Annotated in this window: 17 protein-coding genes; 12 read left to right on the top strand and 5 right to left on the bottom strand. The window is 62.7% G+C overall.

All coding sequences use genetic code 11. From position 1 onward, the window contains the following. Nucleotides 1-721: 721 nt before the first annotated feature. Nucleotides 722-2,275 (top strand): hypothetical protein, encoded by a 1,554-nt coding sequence (locus H6851_01665; protein ID MCB9942318.1) that lies wholly within the window; start codon nucleotides 722-724, stop codon nucleotides 2,273-2,275. A 60-nt stretch (nucleotides 2,276-2,335) separates the two neighbouring features. On the opposite strand, the gene H6851_01660 is transcribed toward H6851_01665, so the two are convergent. After that, nucleotides 2,336-3,313, bottom strand: coding sequence for an NAD(P)-dependent glycerol-3-phosphate dehydrogenase (locus H6851_01660; protein MCB9942317.1), 978 nt, complete (start codon nucleotides 3,311-3,313; stop codon nucleotides 2,336-2,338). Between the two features lie 159 nt (nucleotides 3,314-3,472). Here H6851_01660 and H6851_01655 point away from each other — a divergent pair, with 159 nt between their 5' ends. Further along, a complete protein-coding gene (locus H6851_01655; protein MCB9942316.1) occupies nucleotides 3,473-3,703 on the top strand; it encodes a hypothetical protein in 231 nt (76 codons plus the stop codon). A 10-nt stretch (nucleotides 3,704-3,713) separates the two neighbouring features. Continuing rightward, nucleotides 3,714-3,899: a hypothetical protein gene (locus H6851_01650; protein MCB9942315.1), complete on the top strand. Its 186-nt coding sequence runs from the start codon at nucleotides 3,714-3,716 to the stop codon at nucleotides 3,897-3,899. 148 nt (nucleotides 3,900-4,047) lie between these two features. Here H6851_01650 and H6851_01645 read toward each other — a convergent pair whose 3' ends face one another. From H6851_01645 to H6851_01635, 3 genes are all read right to left on the bottom strand, one after another. Then, entirely contained in the window at nucleotides 4,048-5,091 is a 1,044-nt protein-coding gene (locus tag H6851_01645) for a patatin-like phospholipase family protein (protein MCB9942314.1), read from the bottom strand. Further along, nucleotides 5,088-5,876 (bottom strand): 3-hydroxybutyrate dehydrogenase, encoded by a 789-nt coding sequence (locus H6851_01640; GenBank protein ID MCB9942313.1) that lies wholly within the window; start codon nucleotides 5,874-5,876, stop codon nucleotides 5,088-5,090. Before H6851_01640 ends, H6851_01645 begins: the two co-directional genes overlap by 4 nt. A gap of 134 nt (nucleotides 5,877-6,010) precedes the next feature. Further along, on the bottom strand, nucleotides 6,011-6,934 hold the full coding sequence (locus tag H6851_01635; protein ID MCB9942312.1) for a dihydrodipicolinate synthase family protein: 924 nt from the start codon (nucleotides 6,932-6,934) through the stop codon (nucleotides 6,011-6,013). Nucleotides 6,935-6,987: 53 nt separating this feature from the next. Between H6851_01635 and H6851_01630 the strand changes: the two genes are divergently transcribed. After that, nucleotides 6,988-7,272, top strand: a complete 285-nt coding sequence (locus H6851_01630; GenBank protein MCB9942311.1) for a hypothetical protein — start codon at nucleotides 6,988-6,990, stop codon at nucleotides 7,270-7,272. An 81-nt stretch (nucleotides 7,273-7,353) separates the two neighbouring features. Beyond that, nucleotides 7,354-8,247 (top strand): hypothetical protein, encoded by an 894-nt coding sequence (locus H6851_01625; protein MCB9942310.1) that lies wholly within the window; start codon nucleotides 7,354-7,356, stop codon nucleotides 8,245-8,247. A gap of 19 nt (nucleotides 8,248-8,266) precedes the next feature. On the opposite strand, the gene hemB is transcribed toward H6851_01625, so the two are convergent. Then, the gene (gene hemB, locus H6851_01620) at nucleotides 8,267-9,271 is read right to left on the bottom strand and encodes a porphobilinogen synthase (protein MCB9942309.1); all 1,005 of its coding nucleotides are present in this window, start codon (nucleotides 9,269-9,271) and stop codon (nucleotides 8,267-8,269) included. 77 nt (nucleotides 9,272-9,348) lie between these two features. Here hemB and H6851_01615 point away from each other — a divergent pair, with 77 nt between their 5' ends. The 7 genes from H6851_01615 (at nucleotide 9,349) to H6851_01585 (ending at nucleotide 15,337) form a co-directional block, all read left to right on the top strand. Further along, entirely contained in the window at nucleotides 9,349-10,491 is a 1,143-nt protein-coding gene (locus H6851_01615) for an acyl-CoA dehydrogenase family protein (GenBank protein MCB9942308.1), read from the top strand. Between the two features lie 2 nt (nucleotides 10,492-10,493). Further along, nucleotides 10,494-11,543 carry an enoyl-CoA hydratase/isomerase family protein gene (locus tag H6851_01610; GenBank protein ID MCB9942307.1) on the top strand — a complete coding sequence of 350 codons (1,050 nt, stop codon included), beginning with the start codon at nucleotides 10,494-10,496 and terminating at the stop codon, nucleotides 11,541-11,543. A 61-nt stretch (nucleotides 11,544-11,604) separates the two neighbouring features. Further along, entirely contained in the window at nucleotides 11,605-12,495 is an 891-nt protein-coding gene (gene mmsB, locus H6851_01605; GenBank protein ID MCB9942306.1) for a 3-hydroxyisobutyrate dehydrogenase, read from the top strand. Nucleotides 12,496-12,555: 60 nt separating this feature from the next. Then, complete coding sequence (locus H6851_01600; GenBank protein ID MCB9942305.1) at nucleotides 12,556-13,008, top strand: winged helix-turn-helix transcriptional regulator; 453 nt, start codon at nucleotides 12,556-12,558, stop codon at nucleotides 13,006-13,008. 139 nt (nucleotides 13,009-13,147) lie between these two features. Then, complete coding sequence (gene dhaK / locus H6851_01595) at nucleotides 13,148-14,155, top strand: dihydroxyacetone kinase subunit DhaK (protein MCB9942304.1); 1,008 nt, start codon at nucleotides 13,148-13,150, stop codon at nucleotides 14,153-14,155. A gap of 75 nt (nucleotides 14,156-14,230) precedes the next feature. Then, nucleotides 14,231-14,908 carry a histidine phosphatase family protein gene (locus H6851_01590; protein MCB9942303.1) on the top strand — a complete coding sequence of 226 codons (678 nt, stop codon included), beginning with the start codon at nucleotides 14,231-14,233 and terminating at the stop codon, nucleotides 14,906-14,908. Nucleotides 14,909-14,914: 6 nt separating this feature from the next. Beyond that, on the top strand, nucleotides 14,915-15,337 hold the full coding sequence (locus H6851_01585) for a DedA family protein (GenBank protein ID MCB9942302.1): 423 nt from the start codon (nucleotides 14,915-14,917) through the stop codon (nucleotides 15,335-15,337). Nucleotides 15,338-15,339: the final 2 nt, after the last annotated feature.

The following is a 15,339-nucleotide window of genomic DNA, read 5'->3' as shown; positions in this document are numbered from 1 at the left end:
GGACGTACGGAAGCGAGAAATAACCAGGTCCTCTCGGCGTCAGTTCAGGGGTGATTGTTAGATGTTTGTAACCTGCCTCCGGGCGCCACAGAATAAAAGTATGAGCGTGTTTTTGAGGCTTCGACTTCTGGGCGATTGATTGAACGGCTCGCTTCGGGCTCGCTCCCGCTGCGGATCACGGTACCGGATGCGTGCCGGGCCGCGCTGTTGTTCCTCCGGGGGCGAGGTGCCGGGCCGGGTTTCCCGCCGGCGCTCACCTTGTCGGTGTAAATTCTTTTATTTGCAAGCCTATGGGTATCATTTTCGTTGTTTCGCATATATTGTCCTGTAAATTGAAGACGTTGCCCGTTCGCCGGCGATTTACCTGATGGCGCCGGTAAAATACTCGTGATTCCCGCAGTTGCCGAAGGCGCGGACGAGGCCCTTCGGCCGGTCGGGTGTCATGTCATTGCGCCGGTATCGTGGCGCGATGGACACAGTTTCGCGCAGGAGTCCGGGAGGCTGGCGACCGGTCCGTTCGTGGCGGGTGGTTCCCGGCCATCGGCTGTCGGCGCGTTCAGGTAGTGCTCAAGCCGATGTTTGAATGATGCTTGGTTGCGAGTGCCGTGAAACCGTATAAGATTCGATAACCGGGCCCGTTGATCGTGTCAGGCGCTTGCCGGTGTCTCCAAGGCCCTGTCGACGGACCTCGCAGGCAAGAAGTTTCAAGGAGATCGACGACGTGTTCGGGACCGACATTCTGTATGACCTGCTGATGCTCATGATCGGTATCATCCTGGGCTTCCTGCTGGGCTGGTACTATGTCGGCCGGTCGCGGACGGAGCATTTCGAGGAAAGCGAGCGCCACTGGCACAAGCGCATCAATGATGCCAACCAGGAGTTGCGCAGCGCCAACGAAGACAATCTGGAAATCAAGGAACGTTTCCTTGCCCTGCAGGACGAGCACCTGGCGCGCGAGGCGGCCATCCGCGATGCCCTGGAGGCGCGGGACGAAGGCGAGCGTAAACTCGGGGAGGCGAGGGCGCAGAAGGACGAGGCGGTCGCCGCACGGGTGGAGCTTGAGCGCGAGCTGGATCGGGCACGCAATGCGCTGGCCTTCGAACGTGCCCGCCTCGACGAGGTTCGTGGACATCTCGCAAGGTTGGAACAGGCGGCGCACCATTCGGGTGCGGAGGATGGCGCCCATGCGAGCGTTGCGGCTTCCATGAAGGCCAGTCTCATGGATCGCCCGTCCCCGTCGCGGGCGCTGCACGAGGAGCCCGGGGACTTCAAGCATGCGCCGCGAGCAGCCGGGGATGATCCCAAGGCCACCGGGAGCGGCAAGCCCGACTCGGCGAGCGGCGTGGGCTCGATGGTTTCGGCGCAGGCTGAACATGTGTCGGCATCGGCGCCCGCCGCGAAGCCGGCCGATGGTGACGATGATCATGCGGCCGCCATCGGGTGGTCGCGGAGCGGGTCGGGGGCGGCAGTCGGTCCGCCGGCGGAGAACCGCGATGACGACAAGGCTGCCCGAGAAAAAACCGCCGGCAGGGAGCCGGTGGAGACGGCGACCGATATCATGGCCCATGGTCGCCGCGCCCTGCGCAAGCTGGACCAGAAGATCGCCCAGCTTCCGGCCGGATCGGATGCACGCCGCAAGCTTGAGGCCGAGCGCCGCGCGCTGATCGACGCCTCGAACGGCAGGCTGGCCCGCCCGGTCGACTGGAAGCCCTTGATCGACATGCCGTCGCCGTCGCTGGCCCTGCATGAAACGGCGATGAGCTTTTCCGGGCAATCATCGCCACATGTGGAAGACAATGCTCCGGCTGCGTCGCCCGAGGCCCTGCAGCAACGTCGCGGCCTGCATGCGCTCGACGCGAAGATCGCCCAGCTTCCGGCCGGATCGGATGCACGGCGCAAGCTCGAAGACGATCGGACTGCGTTGCTGGAGGGCGGGAGAAAGGCAAGGGCGGACGACGTCGCCAAAGCGGCGGATGACGTGCGACCCGCAGCGGGAAAGGCTGTCTCTGCCGACGATGGCGGGCGACAGCCCGGCGTTCCGGTTTTCTCGCAGCCGGAGGTCAGGCCCGACGATCTCAAGCGGATCAAGGGCATTGGTCCCAAGCTGGAACGTACCCTGCACGGTCTGGGTGTTCGCAGTTTCGCGCAGCTGGCGGCGTTCACCGATGACGATATCGCCCGGATCGACGACGTGCTCGATTTCAAGGGGCGCATCCAGCGCGAGGACTGGGTGGGGCAGGCCCGGCGGTTCATGCGGGGGCGCGAGAGCCCCTGACGGTCCGGGGCGCACGGCCCGTTTCATTTCACGTTGGCGGAGGCCGGCGGTGTGCCCTTGTCACTCTCGCGATGCGAGAGGGCGGCTGGTCAGGAAGGCTATCGCGTCTTCCAGCGAATGACGGCCTTCGAGAACGTGGGCGACGGCTTCGGTGATCGGCAGTTCGACGCCATGGCGGCGGGCGAGTTCGAGCGCTGCCTCTGCCGTCCATGCTCCCTCGCTGAGCTTGCCGCCGGTGCCGCGCAATGTCCCGACCGGAACTCCACGTCCCAGATCATGACCGAAACTGGTGTTGCGCGATTGCAGGCTGGATGCGGTGAGGACCAGGTCTCCAAGGCCCGACAGGCCGGCCATCGTTTCGGGACGGGCGCCGAGGCACAGGGCGAGGCGGGTCAGTTCCGCGAGGCCGCGGGTGATGACGGCGGCGCGCGCATTCTCGCCGAGGTCGCGGCCCATGACCGCACCGGCGGCAATGGCAATGACATTCTTGAGCGCGCCGCCGATCTCGATGCCAACAAGATCGGTGGAGGGGTAGAGCCGCAGGCCGGACGAGGAAAGGGCGGCGGCGTTGTCGCGGGCGATGTCGGCTTCGCAGGCGCCGCAGACGAGTGCTGTAGGCTTGCCTGCAGCCACTTCGCCAGCGAATGACGGGCCGGACAGCACGCCGCAGGTCGCGCGCGGCATCACCTCGGCAACGATCTCGCTCATGCGCTGACCCGAGCCGCGTTCGATTCCCTTCGCGCAGCTTATCAGCCTTCCAGAGAAATTCTTCAAAGGTTGGAGGACGCGGCGCAGGTTCTGGGCCGGAACGACGGCCAGCAGCAGGTCGGCATCGGCAAGCGCCTCGATATCGGGTTCGAACGTGATGGCCGGATCGAGACGTATCCCCGGGAGGTAACGTGCATTCATGCGGGTCTCGGCCGCTATTCTCAGGGCCTCGCGATCCCGGCCCCAAAGCCGGGGGCGGTGTCCGGCGCGCACTGCCGCCATTGCCAGTGCCGTACCCCAGCTTCCGTTTCCGATGACCGCGATGTTCATGTCCTGCTCCGTCCGCGGCCTTTTCCGGGCGCTCGTGCCATCATGTCGACCCGGTCCGTATGCGTGCCGGGAAGGGGTATTGGCTACCGGCATCGGGCCGGCGTGCCAACGGGTTTCTGTGATGGCGACAGCATTCCAGCGCATGCTGCATTGCAATAAATGACCAAAATCGGGAATGGCTCCGGATGGAGGATTGCGCTGATGCCTGTTGATCCTTCGCTGATATTCGTGATGAATCCCATGCAAATCATCGCGATGAGCGAGGCTTGGGGCATCATGGATCAATTGGAACGTCATGCCCATCGGTGCATGGCAGGCATGCGAAGGTCAGGGTACATTTTTGCAGTGCAACAAGCATATGATGTCCATGAGTTCAATGACCTGCGTTAGAGGAATGACGATGAGCGAGCGCACCGAGGACAATCTCATTCTAAATCCCCCCAGCCGCGAGGAGATCGAGCGGATCATGATGGAGGCCCGTATCATGCGTGGCCGCATGGTGGCCGCATGGTTCCGCAGCCTGTTCAAGCCGTCTTCGGACAAGAAGCCGATGGGTGGCGGTGTCGGAGTTCCCGCTGCCAGTTGATTGCGGCATGGGTCTTCCCGCACTGGCGACGGTTGCCAATGCGGAAAAAAGAGATGCAGGCGGGCTGTCTGGTGTCGTGGAACTCCAGGCAGCCCGTCTTGCTTTTTGTGAATGAGGAATTCGATCCGGGATCTGATGTTGCAGCGCGTCAAAGATAGGTGCGGGCAGGGTCGAGCGTGCCTTCGACGCCGATCTTGCTGTAGTTCTCCTTGAGCCAGTTTTCGGTCTTTTCCCGTCCCAGCTTGAACAGCATGTCGAGAAAATCCGCATCGGCATTGAGTTTGCTCGAATAGGTCAGCCGGCTCATCGTGGCTTCCGCATCGACCATATGCAGGTTCAGCCGCTTGTAGCGGCCGCGTTCGAGGCGTCCCTCGTCGATCATCCGGCGGACGAAGTGAATCGCCCGCAGTTCGAGCATCAGGCTCGAATTGAAGGACAGCGCATTCTCGCGGTCGCGGATTTCGGCAGGGGTCTGCGGGACATAGTCGATGTTGATCGGATTGATCTGCACGATCATCACGTCTTCGCAACCGGTCCCGTAGATGAGCGGAAAGATGGGCGGATTGCCCATGAAACCGCCATCCCAGTAATATTGCCCCTCGACCTCGATGGCCTGGAACATGTGCGGCAGGCAGGCCGACCCGAGCACGGCCTCGGTCGTGATCTCGTTGCGACTGAATACCTTGGCGCGGCCGGTCTTGACATTGGTGGCGCAGACGAACAGTTCGACGACCCCCGTTTCGCGCAGGACGTCGAAATCGATCATCTCGTTGAGAATGTCCCGTAGCGGGTTCCATCCCGATGGGTTGAGCTGATAGGGGGACATCAGGCGGGTGGAGGCGTCGAGCAGAAGCCAGCCGGGCGAGTAGTCCATGTTGCCCGGACTGACCAGCTTGTCGATGGGTGTCGGATGTGCGGGGCTCCAGGCTGCCGCTTCCATGGTCATGTGCCAGAAACGGGCAAGGTCCTCGCGGGCGGCCTTTCGGCCGCCGCGAGCGATGCCATTGGCCGTGACGACGGCATTCATGGCCCCGGCGCTGGTCCCCGAGAGCCCGACGATCTCGAGATCCTCGATCTCAAGCAGCCGGTCGAGGACGCCCCAGGTGAACGCCCCGTGCGATCCTCCGCCCTGAAGGGCGAGATTGATGCGCCGGGGCTCGCTTTTTCCCTTTTTATCGGCAGCGGAGCTCACTGGGCGGTCCAGCCGCCATCCATCGCCAGTGCCTGACCGGTCAGCTGTGCGGCGCTGTCGCTGGACAGGAACACGGCAAACCCGCCCAGTTGCTCGGGCGTGACGAATTGCATGCTCGGCTGCTTTTCGGCGAGGAGCTCGTTGGATGTGTCCTCGATGCTCTTGCCCTCCTCCGCCGCACGATCTTCGATCTGCTTTTGCACGAGCGGGGTCAGGACCCAGCCCGGGCAGATGGCGTTGCACGTGATCGGGTCCCGGGCCGTTTCGAGTGCCACGACCTTGGTCAGCCCGACAAGGCCGTGCTTGGCGGAGACATAGGCGGCCTTGTGGATCGATGCGACCAGGCCGTGGGCCGAGGCGATGTTGATGATCCGGCCGAAACCGCGCTTGCGCATGCCCGGGACTGCGGCGGCGATCGAATGAAAGCTGGCGGAAAGGTTGATGGCGATGATCGCATCCCATTTGGCCGAGGGAAATTCCTCGACCGGGGCCGTGTACTGGATGCCGGCATTGTTGACGAGGATGTCGACGTGGCCGGCTTCCTTCTCGGCGTCCGCCACCATCGCCCTGATCTGGTCGGGCTTGGTCATGTCGGCGTTGCTGTAGCGAACATTCACACCGTGCTTGCTGGCCATTCCCGAGCGAAGTTTCTCGATGTCGGCCGCGTCACCCAGACCGTTGAGCGTGATGTCGCATCCATGCGCAGCCAGCACTTCGGCGATGCCGTGGCCGATGCCACTGGTCGAACCGGTGACGATTGCGTGGCGTCCTGATAGCGAACTCATGAGGAATGTTTCCTTCCATTGTCAATATCCCGAAGGACTCCATAGACAGTCGGATGCTTTCTACAACTTAATTAAGATTAAAAGGTTGCATATGTTGGAACCGCCGTTCCATGTCGCGGCGGATATCCCGGATGTCACTTGCCCCAGCGCAGCGCCAGCGGCCTGGCCTCGCCGGCGAGTTCGAGCAGCTCCCTGCGGGTGGCGTCGGGCAGCGGCTGCGACGGATGGCGGACGTGGTCGCTGCGGATGACGCCACCTTCCTTCATCACCGCCTTGGCTGCCCGCAGGCCGCATTGACGGTTCTCGAAATTGATCAGCGGCAGCAGCCGGGCATACAGTGCGCGCGCCTCCTCCCGCCGGCCATCGAGATGGTGAAACACGATCGGGCGGATAAGGTCCGGCAGCAGCGCGCTGGTCATCGTGCCGGTGGCACCGGCATCGAGATCGGCCATCAGGGTGATGGCTTCCTCGCCATCGAACGGCCCGTCGATGCTGTCGCCACAGGCGGCGATCAGCGCCCGCAACTTGTTGGCGGTACCCGGCATCTCGACCTTGAGATAACTCACTTGCGGGATTTCGCGGGCCATGCGGGCGAGCAGGGGGACGGACAGGTTCACTCCGCTCAGCGGTGCGTCCTGCACCATCAGCGGCAGGTCGACGGCCGAGCCGATGCGCTCGAAATGCTCGAAGGTTCCCTGCTCGTCGGCGCGCAGCAGGGCCCCATGATAGGGGGGCATGAGCATCAGCATCTCGGCTCCGCATGCCTTTGCCCGCCTCGCCCGTTCGATGGCGACATCGGTACTGAAATGACTGATTGTGACGATCATCGGTACCCGGCCGTCAATCGTCTTTGCGGAAATCTCCAGCATCCGGTCGCGCTCGCCGTCGCTGAGCAGAAACTGCTCGCTGTAGTTGGCCAGGATGCAGATTCCGTCGACCCCCTGGTCGATCATGCACTCCAGTGCACGGGCGTTGCCGTCATCGTCGAGTGTGCCATCGTCATGAAAGACCGCCGGAGCGATCGGGAAAATCCCCCTCCACGGATGTTGCAGACCCATCGCTTTCCTCCCCGTTTCGAAGCCGTTTCCAATCGACGACGGTGTCGGCTGCCATGGCACTGCCGACCCCGAACGCCTGTCTGTCTTTCATGATGGAGAAGTTGGTCGCTGCTGAAAAGGAAGTGTTTTCCCGAAGGGAGGAATGGCTGCGGGGCATGGCGGCGGTGCAACCGCTTCGGTCGCTTCATCCGCATGCTGATGTCCGCTCCGGAATGTTGTCGGTTCCGCATCAGGCGGATGCGCGCCGGATGCCATATGCCATCGTGTGTAACATGATGCAATGCCCTTCCGATTCGTTGCTGGACGAAAAGTATCTACTATGGTCAATGTTATCATAAGTTGGACGATTATTTGAGAACGGGGGCAACATGGCTCGGTCGATTGAGTCGGAAAAATTTACACATGATGAATTTTGCGAAATGAATAGTAATCATGTGAATGCCTGCAAGAATCAGGGCTATGTCACCATAGCATATGGCGCGCGGAAATTTTTCGAGATGGCGGTCAATCTTGCGCTGTCGGTCAAGCTCAACGATCCGGGCCGGCCGATATGCCTGATGCACAAGGGGGCCGAGACGGTCCCCGGAGGGGTTTCTGATATATTTGACGATGTGGTCGCCTTCCCCGCGAATGACCACTACGCCGGAACCGCCATCAAGCTCACGATCGACCGGATCGCGCCGTATGACGAGGTCTTCTACGTGGATTCCGATTGCATCATCCTGAAGAAGGACATGGATCGTCACTGGCGCAAGCATGCGGAAGATGACTTCATGATGGCCGGGGAAATGCGCACCGACGGTTTCATATCCAGCCTGGATGTGAAGCGGATGATGGAGGCCGCAGGCGTCGGCTATGTCGTCGACATGAACTCCGGCGCGTTTTTCTTCCGCAGGTCGAAGAAGTCGAAGCGGGTTTTCGAGACCGCCCGCCACCTCTACCATGACAAGCAGGGCGAATTCACCGAAATCCGGGCCCGCCGTGCCGACGGTATCGGCGATCAGGCCTTCTTCGGTGCGGCGATGGCGGTCTGCGACATCCGGCCTCTTGCCTATGATCCTTGCGAAGGAACGATCATGGCGACGACCTATCGTGCCCGGAATATCGATTTCGATCTGGACCAGCCGTGTTCAAGCCTCGAAAAGGCGACAGGGTTCAGGATTCTCGGCCGGTTCTGGGCGAAAGGCTGGGTGAAGCACGACACCACGATCGGCCATTTCGTCGACGGAATGCCCAAAAAGGTCTATCAGCGGGTTTCCGACCAGCTCCGGGCGAAGTTCGACTGGCCGTCCTACGATTTCTGCTCGAACTGAAGGTTGAAGCACCTGCGGTTCACAGCCGCCCGGCAATGTCGATGGCGGCATAGGTCAGGATCGCGTCGGCACCCGCGCGCTTGAAGGCCACGAGGCTTTCCATCATGCAGGCGTCGGCATCCAGCCAGCCCTTCTCGCCGGCAGCCTTGATCATCGCGTACTCGCCGGAGACGTGGTAGGCGAAGGTCGGCAGGCTGAAGGCATCCTTCACGCGGCGGATGATGTCGAGATAGGGAAGTCCCGGCTTGATCATGACCATGTCCGCACCCTCGGCGATGTCGAGGGCGACCTCGCGCAGCGCCTCGTCCGAATTGGCCGGGTCCATCTGGTAGGTCTTCTTGTCCGCCTTGCCGAGCGTGCCCGACGAGCCGACGGCATCGCGGAAGGGACCGTAGAATGCCGAAGCGTATTTCGCGCTGTAGGCAAGGATCAGCGTCTGCGTGTGTCCCCTGTCGTCGAGTGCGGCGCGGATGGCGCCGATGCGGCCATCCATCATGTCGGACGGGGCGATCACGTCGCACCCGGCATCGGCCTGGCAAACGGCCTGCCGGCACAGCACATCGAGCGTTTCATCATTGACGATCACGCCATTGCGGATGAGCCCGTCCTGGCCGTGGCTGGTGTAGGGATCGAGGGCCACATCACCCACAAGTCCCAGTTCGGGGAAATTTTCCCTGAGTGTACGAAATGCGCGGCAAACGAGGTTCTCGGGGTTGAACGCCTCCCTGCCTTCCTCGCACTTGCGGTCGGCCGGCGTCACCGGGAACAGGGCCACGGCCGGAATGCCGAGATCGAGGCAACGCTCGGCCTCGGGCAGGAGCTGGTCGATGGACAGTCGCTCTATCCCCGGCAGCGAGGCCACGGGCTCGCGTTTCCTCTTGCCCTCGACGACGAACATGGGCTGGATCAGGTCGGACGGTTGCAGGCTGTTCTCCGCGACCAGGGCCCGACTCCATGGCATGCGCCGCAAGCGGCGCGGCCGGGCCTGTGGAAAACGTGCGAGCGGTGGCAGGTGCTGGGACATCGCGAATCTCGTCGGTTCCTTGACAGCGTTCAAACATCTATATGTGCCGGGCGGGCGGGCGACAATGGTGAGCGGCCATGGATTTTGAAAGAAGCGAGGATCAGGAGGCGCTTGTGGAAATGGCGAGGAACTTCGCCCGAAGCGAACTCGCGCCCCATGCCCGCCGGTGGGACGAGGAACGGCACTTTCCCGTCGAGACCCTGCGCAAGGCCGCCGCTCTGGGGCTGGCCGGCATCTATGTCGACGAGGCGCATGGCGGCAGCGGACTGGGACGGCTGGATGCGGCGATGCTGTTCGAGGAGCTTTCGGCGGGATGCACCTCGACGGCGGCCTATCTGTCGATCCACAACATGGTGGCATGGATGATCGACCGCTTCGGCAGCGCAGCCCAGCGCCAGCGCTTCCTGCCCGGTCTGCTGACCATGCGGCATTTCTCCAGCTATTGCCTGACCGAGCCCGGATCGGGGTCGGATGCCGCCAGCCTGCGGACCAGCGCGATCCCGGATGGCGACGACTATGTTCTCAACGGTTCCAAGGCCTTCATCTCCGGGGGCGGCCATTCGGACCTCTATCTGGTGATGTGCCGGACCGGCGGCGACGGAGCCGGCGGGATCAGTGCCGTTCTGGTGGAAAAGGACAGGGCAGGACTGTCCTTCGGCGCCCCGGAACACAAGATGGGCTGGAATTCGCAACCCACCGCCGTGGTGAATTTCGATGACTGCCGCGTGCCGGTCGCCAACCGTCTCGGCGATGAAGGCGAGGGGTTCCGGCTGGCGATGACGGGGCTCGACGGCGGCCGGGTGAACATCGCCGCCTGCTCGCTCGGGACCGCCCGTGCCGCTCTGGAGAAATCGCTCGCCCATGTGAAGGAACGGCGGCAGTTCAACCAGGCGATTGCCGACTTCCAGGTGACCCGGTTCAAGCTCGCCGACATGGCGACCAAGCTGGAAGCTGCGCGACTCATCACCCTGCAGGCGGCGTTCAAGCTTGACCGCGATGCGGCCGGCAAGACGCAGGCGGCGGCGATGGCCAAGCGCCTCGCCACCGACCTGTGCTTCGAGATCATCGACGAAGCGCTGCAGTTGCACGGTGGCTATGGCTATATCCGCGACTACGAAATCGAGCGGCATCTGCGCGATGCCCGGGTTCATCGCATTCTGGAAGGAACCAACGAGATCATGCGTATGATCATCGCCCGTCAGCTGCTGGCGCAGAGCTGACGATGACAACTGACGATATCCGCTTTGAGGAAAAAGGTGGCATCGGCATTGTCACCCTCGACCGGCAGAAGGCGCTGAATGCGCTGACCCACCCCATGGTCAACGCCCTGTCCGCCAGGCTCGTCGAATGGCGCGAACGCGACGATATCAGCGCCGTGCTGGTGCGGGCAGCACCGGGGCGGGCCTTCTGCGCCGGTGGCGATATCCGCGCGGTCACCGAACTGGCCGCAACCGACGGGCCCGATGCGGTGTTGCCGTTCTTTCGCGACGAATACCGGATGAACTGGCGCATCAGGCACTTTCCCAAGCCCTACATCGCGCTGATGGACGGCATCGCCATGGGCGGCGGTGTCGGCATATCGGTACATGGCCGTTATCGGGTGGTGACCGCCAACACCGTGCTGGCCATGCCGGAAACCGGCATCGGCATGATTCCCGATGTGGGCGGCAGCGCCTTCATGCCGCGTCTTCCCGGAGAGATCGGAACCCGTCTTGCCCTGACCGGAGCGCGTCTCGACGGTCGGGATTGCCGTGCCATCGGCATCGGCACGCATTACGTCGATTCGGGGCGCATCGACGAACTCGCCGATGCGCTCATCGGTGGCAACCCCTTCGACGAGGTGCTCGGCCGGTTCGACGAAGGGGTGGGAAACTCCGCCATCGTCGGGCATCGCGAGGCGATCGACCGCCTGTATGCCGGCGACGACCTTGGCCGGGTCGTGGCACGAATGCGTTCCAGCGACGAGGAATTTGCCAGAAAGGAGCTGACTACCTTAAAGGGAAAGTCTCCAATTTCTGTGGGAATAGCCTTTCGCGAGATGCGGCTGGGTCGCGAACTCGACTTTGCCGAATGTCTGCGTCTGGAATATCGCCTTGTCCGCCACGTGATGACGCACGGGGATTTTCACGAGGGTGTGCGGGCGCTGATCATCGACAAGGACAAGAATCCGAATTGGCAGCTTTCAAGCCTCGACGAGGTAACGGACGAGGCCGTCGGGCGCTTCTTCGAACCGTGGCAGGGTGACCGGTTGACATTCGACTGGAAGTTGTAAATCTGTCACAATAATCGGTAATGTTATCTCGGTACGACAATCAACGATCAGGGAACATGGCATGAGCAGGGTCGCGTTCATCGGGTTGGGTAACATGGGCTTGCCGATGGCGGTCAACCTCGCCAGGGCCGGGCACGCGGTCCGCGGCTTCGACATGTCGGCCGACAGCATGGAGCGGGCGACCGTGGGAGGCATCGAGGCTGCGTCCGGCATCGGCGCGGCGGTGGAGAATGCCGAATTCGTCATCACCATGCTGCCGGCGGGGCAGCACGTTCGCGCCGTCTATCTCGGCACGGACGGTATCCTTGACCGTGTCACCGGAAAGCCCCAGCTGATCGATTGCTCGACCATCGATGTCGAGACGGCTCGCGATGTCGCCGCGCGTGCGTCCGAGCGCGGGCTGCCGATCCTGGATGCACCGGTCTCGGGCGGTGTCGGCGGTGCCGAAGCCGGGACGCTGACCTTCATGGTCGGCGGATCGGACGAGGCCTTTGCCCGTGCCCGCGACATTCTCGACGTCATGGGCAAGGCGGTGATCCATGCCGGAGCAGAGGGCAACGGCCAGGCGGCCAAGATCTGCAACAACATGATTCTCGGCATTTCCATGATCGCTGTGAGCGAAGCGTTCGTTCTGGCTGAAAACCTGGGCCTGTCTGCCGACAAGTTGTTCGAGATCAGTTCGCAATCTTCGGGACAGTGTTGGTCCATGACCGCTTATTGCCCCGTTCCGGGGCCTGTCCCGAGCTCGCCAGCCAACAGGGACTATCGCCCTGGTTTTACGGCTGCTATGATGCTCAAGGACCTGAAGTTGGCCTGCGAAGCGGCTCAAGCGGCGGATTCGGCGGCTCCACTCGGAGCGGAGGCTTGCCGCATGTATGAACTATTCGCGCGTCAGGGGAACGAAAGGATGGATTTTTCTGGAATTGTCCGGATGATCCGTGGCATGCAGTGACCGGACCGGTTCTTTCGACACGTGTGGTAGAGTTTTGTGGAATCAGCTGATGAGGCGGCAGTGAAAGATCAATATCTGCTGACGATACGCTTGATTGAGCGTCTGCACCGCAGGTTCCTCGACGTCATCAAGGCAGAGCTTGATCGTCTCGGGATCGAGGACATCAACAATGTGCAGACCCTGATCCTCTCCAATATCGGAGAGGAGCAGCTGACTGTCGGCGAACTCACCGCACGGGGATACTATCTTGGGTCGAACGTTTCCTACAATGTCAAGAAGCTGGTGGAAAACGGCTACCTGATTCAGGAACGTTCCAACCATGACAAGCGCATGACACGGGTGCGCCTGGCGGAGAAGGGGCTCGATCTCACGGCCAAGATCGACGATCTCTACGAGCGCAACGCCGAGGAGATCATCAAGGGGCTGGCGAGCCTCGACCAGATGAAGGAGCTCAATCGCATCCTCACCGGGATCGAGCGCTACTGGAGTCGTCTGGTCAGCTTCGGGCGCTGACCTCCGGATCACATTCTTCCATGCCGGATGGGAATGTCCCTTCCCGCATTCTTTCCCAAACGCCAGCATGCAGACTGCCTGCAAGGTTCTCCGGTTGTCGGAACCATCATTTCGATGACTTTCGCAAGGGGAGGAATGAATGACTTCGAAAACCAAGAAGATCATGAACGATCCTGCGCGGATCGTGCCGGAAATGGTCGAGGGCATCTGCGCGGCCTATCCTCGGCATGTGATGGTCCATCCCGAAAACGAGTATGTCCTGCTATCGAGACATCTTCCAAAAGAGGGACAAGTCGGCGTCCTGATCGGCGGTGGATCGGGGCACGAGCCGGCGTTTGCCGGCTATGTCGGGCGAGGCATGGCGCATGCGGCGGCGTTGGGCGAGGTGTTCACGTCGCCCACGCCCGAGCCGATCCTGCTGGCCACCCAAGCCATACACAGTGGGAATGGTGTTCTATATCTCTACAATAACTATGCTGGAGATTGTCTCAACTTCGATATGGCTGCCGAAATGGCACAGGGTGAGGGCATCGAGGTCCGCACGGTGCTCGGCATCGACGATATCGCCTCTGCCCGCGAGCCCGGGAACCGCCGCGGCATCGCCGGCGGCTTCTTCCTGTTCAAGTGCGCCGGTGCCGCTGCCGGTCGCGGTGACGATCTGGACCGGGTGGAGGCCCTGACCCGCAAGGCTGTGGCGGCGATGCGCAGCATGGGTGTGGCGCTGGGCGCGTGCTCGCTTCCCGCCGTCCTCACCCCCGGTTTCGAGCTCGGCGACGACGACATGGAAATCGGCATGGGCATCCATGGCGAGGCGGGCGTGCGCCGCGGTCCGCTGGAGCCGGCCGATGCGATCGTCGATGCCATGCTCGACAGGATCCTGGGCGAGCTGCCGCTGGGCCGCGGGGATTGCTGCGCTGTCCTCGTCAACGGACTCGGAGCGACCTCCACCATCGAACAATACGTCGCCGCCCGCCGGGTCCACCGGCGCCTCGCCGATCGGGGCGTTGCGGTGCACAAGACCCATGTCGGGGAATATGTCACATCGTTGGAAATGGCCGGATTGTCGGTCACGCTCATGCAACTCGACGGCGAACTCATCGAACTACTCGATGCGCCGGCGGATGCCTGCATGTACCGCCAGCGGTGAGAGTCCCGGTCGACAAGGCAGGCTGCGGCGCCTACTTCATGGGAACGGATTTCACCTGAACGACCGGGAGTTTTCATGGGCTGGATGGAACGGCTCGAAGCCCGCGCCTTGTCGCGGCAACTCGATCCTCGCGCGAACATATTCTACTTTCTGCGTCATGGAGAAACGGCCGAAAACCGGGCGCGCATCTGTCAGGGCAACAACGACGTGCCGCTCAACGACGACGGCATCGCCCAGGCCGGGCGGGCGGCACCGGTCGTGGCGTCGTTCCCGGTGAAACGGGCGATCGCCAGCGACCTGCGGCGGGTCCGGATGACCATCGCACCAATCCTCGCCCGGTCGCCTGTCGCCCACGAAACGACGCCGGCCCTGCGCGAACGCGGCTTCGGCCCGCGGCAGGGCCAACCCATCCGCGTGGACCACTGGGATGCAACCGACGAAGGAGTGGAGTCCATCGAGGATTTCGTCGACCGGATCTGCGACTGCCTGCAGGCAAGGCTCGTGGACGACCATGTCCTCGTGGCAGCGCATGGCGGGGTCCTGCGGGTGATCGCCGCGGCCCTTGCGGCACCCTTGCAGACATGGGCCTATACCAATGCCCTGCCGATGGTCTTCAGGCGCGAAAACGGTCGCTGGCGGGTGGAAGCGGTCACCGCCGATCATCGTCTCGACGCCTTCGCTCCTCTCCCCGAAGGTGTGACCGTGGGCGATCCGACGACGGCAGCCGACCTCACCGGCGCCCCCGCCACCTGACGCCGGATGGATCTCGCCGCGCTCTTCCTGCAGGCGTTCCTCGCGGCGACGATCCTCCCCTTCTCCTCGGAGGTGGTGCTCGGAACGATGGCGGCAGTCGGCGATGTCGATCGTATCACCTTGTTGATAGTTGCCAGTTGCGGCAATGTTACCGGTTCCGTCATCAACTGGCTGCTGGGCCGGTTCATCGAGCGCTTCCGCCATCACCGCCTGTTCCCCGTCAGCCCGCAGGCGCTGGAACGCGCCCAAGCCACCTTCCGGCGGCATGGCCTGTGGAGCCTGCTGTTCGCCTGGGTGCCGGTCATCGGCGATCCGCTCACGGTAGCGGCGGGAATGCTGCGCACTCCGTTCCTGCCGTTCCTCATCCTCGTCACCATCGGCAAGGTCGCACGCTACGTCGTGGTCCTGTGGCTCGCGGGCCAGCTCTGATT

It is taken from the genome of Geminicoccaceae bacterium, assembly GCA_020638465.1.
In the GTDB taxonomy this organism is placed as follows: domain Bacteria; phylum Pseudomonadota; class Alphaproteobacteria; order Geminicoccales; family Geminicoccaceae; genus JAGREO01.
This window is presented reverse-complemented; position numbering and strand designations above follow the sequence as displayed.